We start from the raw sequence: 11,117 nt of genomic DNA, 5'->3' as shown, positions 1-11,117 counted from the left end.
TAATAATTCATGGGATAAATCCTAAATTTACTTAATGATACAAAGAAGAATGAATTTTTAACGTTGCGCACTGTCCTTGATCGAGTTTTGTGTCATTCAGAGGACGCATAACAAACCCATAAGCATTGCCTAACTTTGCTGCCATGCGCAATCTAATACGGTCATTTTCTGATAACTCGGGTAGCCATCCAAGAACGACACTGTAATTTCCCGTCAACAACGCCTTTTCCATGGCATCAACTGTCGATAATGGATTGATCTGCCTCGCCTGAACAACTTTACTCATTGGTAAACCTGATTGCTGTAACCATAAACGGCTCAATTTCTGTTGTGGAGTCAGCCATAAGAGCCATCGGGATTGCTTACCAAGCTGTTGTAATAAAGGAAGCAGTAACTGTGCTACCGCAGGATGATTTTCACTGTACACAAGTTCACTGATAAGGCCACTGTAGCGCGCCGAAAAAAATGAGAAAACGATTCAGGTAGTTTGATAATTCAAAAGCTAGATTGGTTTTCTCATTTTACATGACTTTTATATTAATCTGTGGCGCTCTTCTGCGGGGATGTATTTGTAGATAGTTTTAGGTGATACATCTAGCACCAAAGCCACTTGATGCATGCTTGCGCCATTTGCAAACATTCGTCTAGCCCGCGCAACAACTTCAGTTGTCATTATCCTGCGCCGCCCTCCGACTCGGCCCTCAGCCCTAGCAACAGCAAGGCCAGCAAGCGTGCGCTCCACTATTAGCTCGCGTTCCATTTCTGCTAGTGCTGACATGACATGAAAGAAAAACCGGCCCATAGCAGTGCTGGTATCAATGCTATCGGTCAAACTGCGGAAGTGCACACCACGTTTTTTAAGCTCTTCAATCAAACCAATTAGGTGGCGAACGCTACGCCCCAGTCTATCAAGTTTCCACACAACCAATGTATCCCCTTGCGACATGGTGCGCATTGCACGCTTCAAGCCTGGTCGGTCTGATGATTTACCGCTAATTTTATCTTCAAATATTTGTTCGCAATTTGCACTAATAAGAGCGGCTCTCTGCAACTCGGTATTTTGGTCATTTGTTGACACTCGGATATAGCCAATAAGCATGTTTTATTCCCCATTAAAAATGATTGGAGTGTGTCACTTTTATGGGAATGGCTAAAGTATCAATAGTCTCGCAAACCTTGGTTTAGGCGACGCGGCTAAAAAGGGAATTGCATCAAATGCGGAAATGCAGTTGGGAACAGCGGATAAGCTGGTTTCACTTGTTGGACTGATGAGTATTTTTGGTAAGCGAACTTTCACAACAAATGATTATTTTCGTATTCCAGATGTGCCAGGCGGGCTAATCATTCAATGGTGCGGCGGGGCTACCACTACAACGGGTGACTCAACTCAAGTGGTGAATTTTCCAATTCCGCTCCCTACTGTATTGCTTCATCTATCTGTAACGACAATCGCGGGCAGTCAGTCAGTCAGTGACGCAAATTTCCAGCAGTTTGCTGCAACGTTATCAAACTGCACTGTAGTCGCTCAATATCAAAGTGGCGGCAACGTCTCAGGTGGTGTCACACCACGCGTATTCGTAGTAGGGTACTAATATGAAAGCACAATTCAGTCCATCTCTATTATCGTTCTATCCGCAAAATATGATTGATGACGGTAGTTACAATGAGTATTTACCAACAGATTTGATTAATGTAACCGATGGTGAGCTTTCAACATATTGGAAGCAATCCGCGCCCACAGGAAAACAGTTAGGTGCTGTTGACGGCAGGCCATTGTGGATAGATTTACCCCCGCCAACTGATGAACAACTCGCTGAGATTAAAGCTATTGATGTTGCCAAAGCTAAAACCGATAGATCAAAATTGATTAGCGATACCAGCAATAAGATAGAAACCCTAAAAGATCGTATCGATGCGGGACAAGACAAAGCTGCCGAGTTGAAACTGTGGAAGTTATATCGTATTGCACTTGATGATATTGATGTGAACTCTGCGCCGGATATTGAGTGGCCTTTAGCGCCAGAGTAATTAGTAATAACCGGGCTAATTAGCCCGGTTGTATTGCATATCTAACGTTGAAGTTTTGATAGAAATATCAAGTATCTTTCGTCGTTTTCTTCAACTTCTCCGAGATGATGAAAATACTCTGATGATTGAGGTTCAGGAAAAACGCTAGCAACTTCCGTTTCAGTATCATCTGTAAAATCAACGTAAACTTTTTGCTTTATTACTTTTGTCATTTTTAATCACCTTTTAGAATGAATAACCTGATATATAAATTACGGCTGGTGATGGCGCTGATAGCGTTGTGCCGTAGATGTAATAAAGCGCTTGCTGCTCTGTTATATCGATACCGTAGCTGCCTACAATGTCTTGCCCAGCTGTGACTGGTAATCCTGCGCGAATTTCTTGGTTGCCACACATCGAAGCATCGCCCGAAATTTGATACGAAGCGAAGCCTGGTGAAGTGGTGCCCCCGCCGACCTGCGCTGAGCCTTTTATTGCAATAGCGTTGCGTGGTACTGACGATGCTATTGCTAATCGCGTTGCTACACCTAATGTTGTTGTCGATAACGCAATTACGCGCTGGAAAGAGAGATTGCGCCCCATAAGCTGACTAACTTTAAACTTGCTCGCGGCGATCGGATTGACGCTGACAAGTGCTGATGCTGTGTAACCGGCTGGCATCACCCCAACGCACACTTCAGGCGCAACTGCTGATGTTGCGTTGACTGCAAGCAATGCGGATGTTTGAGTTGTCGGGTTATAAATCGCATATAGCGCTACAAATCCAGTCACAGGAACTGTGCCAGTATCCATACCGCCCACGCCAGTAGTCGCAAGGTTAATTACGTTGCTAAAACCGCTAAGTTTGTATTGCAATCCACCAATAGCATCTTGAACAACCAACTCATCTGCTGTGAAAGTCGCTGTTGCTAGAGTTACTGGAATACTCATTTTTGCATTTCTAGATGTACCAACGATCCCAGTAAGTTGTGCCAAATGTGCTACGTCGCCTAAACCAAGGTTTAAGAGAGTTGCAGCCACGGCAGCGGGGCCAGCGGTTTTAATTTCAGATAAATTATTGGCTTTTTGTAACGCACCAGTAAGCAACACACCTATACCGAGGTGGTTCCATGCGGCCGCAACGGCGGCGGGGCCAGCCGCTTCTATTTCAGAAAGGTTATTTGCTACTTTTAAAAAGTTATTACTATCTGAGCTGATAAGAGTTGTAATAGCCTCACTAAGTTGAGACAAATTTTCTTTATCGGGAGTAATATCCGCCGCAGCTAAAACATTCAGAATTTCAGCCTGAATGATGTTGAACCACGTCGAACCTGGCCAGCTCGGTGGAACGCCATTGCCACCTTCAGTAAACCATTTTGTGGTATTACTCTGCACCGGCGGTAAATTTGGCATAACCGGTACGCCTGTTTCGTTATCTAAATGAAACATTAAATATCTCCTTCATATATAAATTCATAACCCGTTCCCGCCAGCCGATATTTATTTAAAACGCATTCGAGCATCATGGCCTGGTCGCTGATAAGGGGGGTAAGTACGTTATCAGGCACCGTAAAACGGCCATCAGGTATCTGATAGACATGTACTTTCAATACAAATCGATAACGGGCGGGATACAGCGGATAGGTACAGCTTCGCAAGCAGTGATGGGGTAATATCACCTCAACTTCAATAGTAAATCCCAGCGCGGCGGCTACAGCTTCAATCTGCCAAGGGGCCAATCCACCTTTTCGGTAGTATTTCTCAATAACAGCATTGCGCCGCGAATCAAAAGTAATATTGGGAATATTGCATTCAGGGAGTGCTAAGTATTCTTCCCACTCGGGCAATAATAAAACCGTAGTATCAGGGCGCATTTCCAGCAATAACAAATCAGCACTACTTTCAGCACGATTTAAACGCCAGCTAAAGCCCCTTAGAAGTGCGCTTAAATTAGCGGTTACATCGCGTGGCCAAGCCTTTCCCCTCGGCATTAGTTGCTGTAAGACATTTTGCCAAGCCGTTACGCTGTGAGCCATGTAACTTCTCCAATCGTAATTAACTCTTCATCCTGGCAAGTAATATCAGCAGCAATATTAAGTTGATAATCCTTAACACCATTAGCAGTACCAATGGCAGTGCGTAACGCTGATAGCAATAATGTTTCGCCTGGTGATAACTGGCGTTGTAATAGATTCAGGTTAGTCAGCGTTGACGCGCGGGTTTCTGCGGTATCCGGTGTTAATTTTATATTCGGATTGAGTGGCTTTAACGTAAGGTCAAATATCCATACCTCAGTGCCACCAGGCTTACCGACATATTTGCCCGTTGCTGGGTCAGTATGGCGAAACAGATATTCATGCATCGCGGCTTTATCGGCAGACGTTGGGGTAATATCTGTCCGGCCATCATATACCCACGCTAATCCTACTGTTCCTAAACCATGCCATAAGTCTTCAGCCCATGCCCGACTTACACCCGGCACTTCACGCGCCCAGCCGACATAATCATGCACAGCCCCCCCCACAGGGGGATTACGTTTACGAAATAACAAACGGTCTAACAACTCACTGATTGGTTCAATATCGGTACCGTTCATGATACCGTCATCACCCACAACACCAATGCTCTCTACACCTGGTATCGGTTGGATTAACGTTAATGAATTTCCACCATCTATGTTGCCTGTGGTGCCAATAATATCGGCCTGCACAATAACAGTGATAACCCCATTAGCTGCTTCACCGGCATCAATAACGCTGTAGCCTATACCGGTTGTCGTCTGCATTTCTGTATCAAGCGGAATCGGCCTATTGCCATTAAATACCACTGGCCCAGTGGCAAAAGTGGCTTGTTTTTGAATAACACCTTCATTACGGGCAGTATCAATAATTGTTTGATCATCTGAGTTCGGTGAAGGAATTATTTGTGCCACAATCCAAGATTGATAATCATACAAATCACGAATACTACCGCTTACTGCAATATTTAAAGCACGTTCAACACCGACAATCGGTAATTGCTCGTCTAATTCAATTTGAATATCTTGCGCACCGGTATTAATAAGCTGGCGAATCGTTGGCACATTAAATGGCATATTCAATCGCCTCCCAGCGTTTTTTTATTTCTACTGTCAGTGAAGTTTTATCAGGGCGAGTTAACAGTACGGATAACCAAATCCAGTTGGTTTGCGGGATAGTGGCTTCAACTTGAATTGACCTTACCAGCCCGGCACGTGCCAGCGGTTGAAGGGCTATTCCTGCGTAATTCTGAGCTTTAAGGCGAACTTCTTCAGTGAGTTTTTCACGCTCAAGCAACCACAGCCAGGAACCCCATTCAAACTCACTGAATGAATCACCAGGCCAACCGCGCCGGTCATCCGTTCCATCCGGTATTTCATCGCTGGTCTTGGCTTTAGCATCAGTAAACAGACAAATCAGGATTAAAGTAACAAGCCCTTCGTCAAGCGAAAGGCCATTGTGGGTTATTTCAATATCACCGCCCGCGGGGACGTGCCAATTTAATCTGATGGTCATAGCATTTTCGTTGTTTCAGCACCGTCGCCATCCTCATGAATATGGTCAAATATACTTTTTCCTTTAACCGTAATATCATCTTCAAAGTTTGTCGGGCCGGTGACATTGATGAGTTTACTATTAATGTCACATTGTTCTTCAGCAACCAGATTAACTCTTTTCCCCCTTAGTTCTATTAACCCGTCTTTCTTCAAAATAATGGTATGCCCCTCTTTGTGATAAAGGCAAACATCGTTAGGATCCAACCCTTTTGGCCGACTTTTTTTATCTTCTACAGCAATGGCAATCTGACCAGAACGGCGACCACCTACGGCAATGACAATGGCTTCAGAGCCAGTTGGAGGGACAGAGGTTAATCCGTAGTTTTGAAAGCGTTCAACCTCGTCATTGGTTTCATCGGCAAGAGATTGGAGCTGAAGGTTTTGACGGCCCAAACTATCAGTGACCATCCGTACTACGGCACGATCAACAATTAGTCGCATACGCCTACCAAGGGCAGTGATTGACCGGCCAAAATTAGCAATATCTAATCCCATGTCACCCCCACTTGAGTGCCTTTTTTACCTTTCTTGCTCTTCGTGTTTTCGGCTGGCATATCCATAGACTCAGGGGGAACTAAAGACAGTATTGTTAATCGACCATTATCCCCTTCTGAAAAGGAAACGGTTTTAATTAACCAGGTCGCATTCAATTGCTGAATAGCGTCTTCTACTTGAACAAGCTTATTTGTCTGCCAGAGTGGGCCGCTATCATTATTCTCCCGCCAACCCGCCAGAGTTATTTCAGAGGTGTTGGCTTCACCCAACGCGCTGGCCTTGAGCCATTCCCCACGTGCACTGGCTCCGCCTACGGTGAGGTTATCTTCATTAACCAATATCTTTGGGCGATAGCGAGTAATTTCAGGGTCACTGATAATTATCTGGCGGCCACCAACCACTTTAACCGGCTGCTCGCCCCATGTGGTGCCACCTGCTGATGCAGAGCCTTTTATAATGTATTGGCTAGCCCGTTCGCGCCAACTGAAACGGCCACGGGCGGCAAGAATATTTTGACCTAGGACAAGAGACACACCGGCACGCTTTGTTGATGCGCGGGTAATAATTAACCGGCCCCAAGCATCTGACGTCATCAGTACACCCCGTTGCTTGGCCATACGATCAAGTAACTCGAATCCGGTTTCACCTTGTTCCAAAGTGATGTTGCTGAACGTGTCACCAGTATCAGTTTCAGTGATGACCTGAATGCCATAAGGCTTACATATAGTTGCAGCTATTTGTTCCAGTTTCTGGCCACGCCACTGGCCCGACTTATCAACAACAGAGCTATCAACCAGGTCACCGGTCTTATCACGACCAAGCACCCGCAAAGAAACAGAAGTTGCATCATAACTCGGGATGAAATCATCAATGTAACCGGTTAATACACGGTCTGGCCCTATGTCGACACTGCAAGGCATACCTGGCTTAATGGTGCGAGGGGCGGCATCTGACCACTGGGCGGTGACAGTAAGATCAAACTCGCCAGCGATACTTTCCAGCGAACGGTTAATAACCATATCAGTCCAGCCACCAAAAATGGTGCCGTTAACACTCAATGTCAGTGGTTCACTCATTGCCAACGACCTCTATAATTTGGGATGGAAGAATGAAAGCGGGATAACGCAAGCGGTTACGAATAACCAGGGCATCACGTTGTTCGGCATCGCCGGTTTCGCGCCAGGCTAACAACATCATCGGCACCGAATGGGTTGGGGACACACGCCGCAACTCCGGTAACTGGACGCTGCGAATACGCACATCATTCACCACGGCAAATCGCAGATCACGTAATGAACGCCAAAGTTCACGCTGGCCTGATTCAACGGCAATATTGGCTTGCTCTCCCAGCCGTTCTGCCAAGGCATCACCGATAGTTGTCGCCTGCTGGCTGGTTTCAAATGTGGTTGTGGCGACGGTTTCAGCCTGAGCAACTAGCGCAGAGGTGATAACCACTGCGCTAAAATCATCGATATTGGCTTGCATCGCATCCGAAATATCAACCAGCGAGGCGGGGGTAACACTGCTGGCCGTTCCTGCATCGGCATTAACCGCAACATTGTTTGCTAAGGAGTTTGTGGCCGCTCTTGCTGCTCTGTCGCCATCCCAACGGTCACGCAATTGGTCATACACCCGCAATGCCCAAGGTGCCTCGGTCACCAAATCTTTCATATCACTAACCAACCCAGTGATATCTCGAATCATTTCGCCTGGCGCGGCGATAACGATGCCAGACAAGTTTTTAAAGCGGTTTAGCCTGTCCATCCATTCATTCAGCGCTTCGGGCAAGGTTGGCAAATTAGCCACAAACCCTTGCAAATCATCAAGCAAGGTATCAACCATGCTACCCAAGCCATCAAGAGCGGCAAAGTAATCACCGTTGGCCAGTGCATCTTTCACTGCGTCAGCACCACTTAACGTGGTGGCGGTAGTATCTTCTTGCTGTGCTGGAAAAAGCTGCTCACCTGCTTCATAAACCTCAAAAGAAACATAAGCAATGCCTCCCTCTTCGGTGGTCAGTTTATGGGTAACTTTGCCTACCTGTACCTGCTGAATACCAAACCATGGATGAACCAAATCCCCTGGCCCAGGGGTATTCAGCGCGGCCAATAGCTGGTTTAACTGGGTTTTGTAATCTTTCCCCAACAGCTTTGCATTAATTTGCTGCTCAGTCAGTACCGCGCCATGGTCTTCAGTCCAGCCCACTTCCTTTTTCGGGTAAGCATGAGGGATTGCCCTACGGCCACCGGTACCCTCAACATCAACAAAAAAGAATGAAACACCACGAAATGAAGCAGGTAGCAGGTCTTCCCATTGGGTTTTAGCCATCAGTCTTGCCCCACATTACGTACACCAGATTGCGCACTGAGCGTCACGCCTGGCTGATTCATGGAAACGCTTTTGACTCGGGCGTCACCCTCAACGACCACCCGAATTTCGCCTTGCAGCTGCGGGGGAACCATCGGATAGATTGACGCTTGGTTTTGTGACTGAAGGGAAGCCCAAGGTGACGGGTCTTTATATTCAGGAGTCGAGTTTATCCATTCTTTGAGTTCCGCCCATACTGATGATGGGTCAACTTGAGTGGACTTAATATTGCTACTTTGGGCTGCTTCATCAGCCCATGACCGGACGGAAGAATTTTTAGCCCACTCGCCAGCGCCTGATGAATCGTAAATGGTCTTTGCACCCCAGTGAGCTAATTCATTCTGCGCATAAACCATCCCAGCCCCCGTTAAAGCGCGGGTTGCTGCTCCCCAAAAACCGCCAGAGGTTGGAGCCGGTGGTGCTGGGTTTCCTCCTGGTAAAGGTTGTTTTGGACCATTTGGGTTACCACCTGCGGGGAGTCCACCGGCTCCCATATTCACGACGTAAACAGGCATCACACCGGAACCAAAGGCATCCGTTACGCCTTTTGGTACCCCTTTTTTACCTGGATTAAGGAAGTCATAAGCGCCTTTACCAATCTGGTATGCCTTACGGGCGGCAAGGAGTCCACCAACAGCAAGAGTGACGTTTTTCCCAATTTCTAACCAGTTCTGCACAGTTTCCTGGTCTACAGAATTCAATGCATCGGCCAGTTCCTGAACCGGCTTGGCCAACTGCGCGTTAGCAAACTTTTGGCCGATGGTAGTTAAACTCTGTAAGGAGGAGGTGAAATCCTGTGCTGCATAGTTGGCATCAGCCATAATGCTCTTCCCATCGGCAACCACGCCCATATAAGTCTTTAATTTTGCCGCGCCAGCCTCGCTGGAAACCCCAGCTACTAGGTCCATGCTTTCCTGACCAAACCCGACCTCCATTAACTCGCCACGCTGACCTTTACCGCCTTTTTTACCACCGCGCATTGAACCGGCTGAAATCTCGCTCAGCAAGACAGGCAAATCGCGAATCGTGCCATCTTTGTTAAAGACATTTACCCCTTTTTTCTTAAGGGTATTTACCACTTTGGGGTTTTGCAGGTCACGAATAAAGTTCTCAACCATGGTGGCAGTTTTATCTCTATTGGCGGTAACGTCTTGTGCCGCTTCGGCAGTGGCCGCAACCGACATAACCCCGCGCACCCCTTTACCACCCGCTGCCGCATACAACGATAGCGAGGCTGGCAGCTTTTCAGCCATGTCTTTTAGCTCAAATGCACCTTCTTTGCCGAGCTTGTTCATGCCATCCAGCGCCAAACGAACAGTGTCAGAATCCTGAATAAGAAACTTGCGATACTCAGCAATCAGCCCACCGATGCTTTCACCGGAACCACCCGAGCCTGCAACGGTTGCACCAATATTTTCACGGTTTTGTATAGCAAATTCTAAATCACCAGTACGACCATTTATCTCTTCGAATGCACCAAAAATTTCACTGGTATCAACTTTATATTTTATTGCTACATCTTGAATGCCACCGAAAACGGCTTGCATATCTTGCTTGGTTTTATCCGCAGTAATACCTAACCGGGTTAACCGGCGGTCTACCGTGGCGTATTGTTTTAGCATCGCGCCGCCAGCAAAACCGGCAATCGCCGCGCTATACCGATTACCCAGTTGGTCTAACCCACGACCTGCTGCTGCACTGGTTGCCTGAATAACCGACATAGCCCGTTTATTATTTTGAGCAAAACCAGACATACTGCTGCCATACTGGCGAGCCTTCGCCACAAGGTTACCCGCCAAATTGATGATGATTTCAGTGTCAAGACGGCTTGCCATGCGACTTCCTCAATTGTTCGGTGATACGAAACAGTTGTCGTAACGGCAACTGTTCCAAATAGGCGGGATTAAATCGGGCAGATAGATTCACAATTAAGCTAATTAGCGCCGCCGCCATCGGCATTAGCTCGCCCCCGTTCAGCTACCTCCGTGAGCATGTCATCCATGGCTTCGGCGTTCTGAGTCAACAATTTGAAGTCATCAGGATGGAGCTGCAAAACCTGCTTTAAGCTTAAAGGCCCAGGGATTGAACCAATACTGGCGATTTGACGGCGTAATAACTCCACCCCCATCATCACTTCCGAGCAATACGCGACTGCTTTACCGGACTCACCGATAACAACACGCTCCGCTGCAAGCTGAGCATCAACGATATCTTTGGTGGTCAACTCACGTAATTGCACTTCGGTATGAAGGGTTTCATCGGATGAACCCTTAGCTGTCACCAAACCATTAGGTAGCGTCATCGTCATTTGAGCCATGAGTTACACCTTAACCAAACGTGTGCCGATGAAATTAGCTTCAATCTCACCAGAGTCTTCACTGAGAGGTGTCGGGTTATCGGTGGCCGCACCGGTCAGCATGTAGGACAACCCGTTATCACCTTCAAACATGACAGTGACATTTTCCCAATTACTGATTTCAATCACGTCCACATCTTCAGCAGCGGCAATCGTTAACTGAATCGACGGTACCGCCATTTTGCGCGAATACCCCCAATGCTTGCCGCCGCCACTGTGCATAGTACGGGCGAACCCACCTGGGTTAAGGGTGGATTTACCCGCTGTTTTAATCTCACGGCCATTAACCCGAATCGATGCCATGCCTAAAATCATGAT

General features: G+C 47.0%; 14 protein-coding genes and 1 pseudogene. 2 read left to right on the top strand and 13 right to left on the bottom strand.

The genetic code is table 11. From position 1 onward, the window contains the following. Positions 1–31 precede the first annotated feature (31 nt). Positions 32–448, bottom strand: a pseudogene (gene sulA / locus ACNSO8_RS23235) (SOS-induced cell division inhibitor SulA); the annotation flags it as partial. A gap of 84 nt (positions 449–532) precedes the next feature. Then, the gene (locus ACNSO8_RS23230) at positions 533–1,099 is read right to left on the bottom strand and encodes a recombinase family protein (protein WP_050158304.1); all 567 of its coding nucleotides are present in this window, start codon (positions 1,097–1,099) and stop codon (positions 533–535) included. 130 nt (positions 1,100–1,229) lie between these two features. Here ACNSO8_RS23230 and ACNSO8_RS23225 point away from each other — a divergent pair, with 130 nt between their 5' ends. Together ACNSO8_RS23225 and ACNSO8_RS23220 are read left to right on the top strand one after the other, a co-directional pair. Continuing rightward, a complete protein-coding gene (locus ACNSO8_RS23225; protein ID WP_418396063.1) occupies positions 1,230–1,592 on the top strand; it encodes a gp53-like domain-containing protein in 363 nt (120 codons plus the stop codon). Position 1,593: 1 nt separating this feature from the next. Next, entirely contained in the window at positions 1,594–2,028 is a 435-nt protein-coding gene (locus ACNSO8_RS23220; protein ID WP_418396062.1) for a tail fiber assembly protein, read from the top strand. A gap of 41 nt (positions 2,029–2,069) precedes the next feature. Here ACNSO8_RS23220 and ACNSO8_RS23215 read toward each other — a convergent pair whose 3' ends face one another. The 11 genes from ACNSO8_RS23215 to ACNSO8_RS23165 all read right to left on the bottom strand — a co-directional run bounded on the left by ACNSO8_RS23215 (position 2,070) and on the right by ACNSO8_RS23165 (position 11,117). Continuing rightward, positions 2,070–2,240: a hypothetical protein gene (locus ACNSO8_RS23215; RefSeq protein WP_418396061.1), complete on the bottom strand. Its 171-nt coding sequence runs from the start codon at positions 2,238–2,240 to the stop codon at positions 2,070–2,072. 13 nt (positions 2,241–2,253) lie between these two features. Further along, positions 2,254–3,456, bottom strand: a complete 1,203-nt coding sequence (locus tag ACNSO8_RS23210) for a hypothetical protein (protein ID WP_418396060.1) — start codon at positions 3,454–3,456, stop codon at positions 2,254–2,256. Then, entirely contained in the window at positions 3,456–4,043 is a 588-nt protein-coding gene (locus ACNSO8_RS23205) for a YmfQ family protein (protein WP_418396059.1), read from the bottom strand. Before ACNSO8_RS23205 ends, ACNSO8_RS23210 begins: the two co-directional genes overlap by 1 nt. Further along, positions 4,028–5,101, bottom strand: a complete 1,074-nt coding sequence (locus ACNSO8_RS23200) for a baseplate J/gp47 family protein (RefSeq protein WP_418396058.1) — start codon at positions 5,099–5,101, stop codon at positions 4,028–4,030. The genes ACNSO8_RS23205 and ACNSO8_RS23200 overlap by 16 nt, the downstream gene beginning before the upstream one ends. Beyond that, entirely contained in the window at positions 5,091–5,540 is a 450-nt protein-coding gene (locus ACNSO8_RS23195; protein ID WP_050158064.1) for a phage GP46 family protein, read from the bottom strand. Before ACNSO8_RS23195 ends, ACNSO8_RS23200 begins: the two co-directional genes overlap by 11 nt. Continuing rightward, positions 5,537–6,076, bottom strand: a complete 540-nt coding sequence (locus ACNSO8_RS23190) for a phage baseplate assembly protein V (RefSeq protein WP_050158063.1) — start codon at positions 6,074–6,076, stop codon at positions 5,537–5,539. Before ACNSO8_RS23190 ends, ACNSO8_RS23195 begins: the two co-directional genes overlap by 4 nt. After that, on the bottom strand, positions 6,067–7,152 hold the full coding sequence (locus ACNSO8_RS23185; RefSeq protein WP_050158062.1) for a phage baseplate assembly protein: 1,086 nt from the start codon (positions 7,150–7,152) through the stop codon (positions 6,067–6,069). Before ACNSO8_RS23185 ends, ACNSO8_RS23190 begins: the two co-directional genes overlap by 10 nt. Then, on the bottom strand, positions 7,145–8,404 hold the full coding sequence (locus ACNSO8_RS23180; protein ID WP_372568970.1) for a DNA circularization protein: 1,260 nt from the start codon (positions 8,402–8,404) through the stop codon (positions 7,145–7,147). The genes ACNSO8_RS23185 and ACNSO8_RS23180 overlap by 8 nt, the downstream gene beginning before the upstream one ends. Further along, on the bottom strand, positions 8,404–10,278 hold the full coding sequence (locus tag ACNSO8_RS23175) for a phage tail tape measure protein (RefSeq protein ID WP_418396057.1): 1,875 nt from the start codon (positions 10,276–10,278) through the stop codon (positions 8,404–8,406). The genes ACNSO8_RS23180 and ACNSO8_RS23175 overlap by 1 nt, the downstream gene beginning before the upstream one ends. 98 nt (positions 10,279–10,376) lie before the next feature. Continuing rightward, entirely contained in the window at positions 10,377–10,760 is a 384-nt protein-coding gene (locus ACNSO8_RS23170; protein ID WP_418396056.1) for a phage tail assembly protein, read from the bottom strand. Positions 10,761–10,763: 3 nt separating this feature from the next. Further along, the gene (locus ACNSO8_RS23165; protein ID WP_038892513.1) at positions 10,764–11,117 is read right to left on the bottom strand and encodes a phage tail tube protein; all 354 of its coding nucleotides are present in this window, start codon (positions 11,115–11,117) and stop codon (positions 10,764–10,766) included.

This window comes from Yersinia sp. LJYL362, from assembly GCF_048323875.1.
Note: the sequence above shows the minus strand (reverse complement) of the source record. Positions and strands in the feature narration are given on the sequence as shown.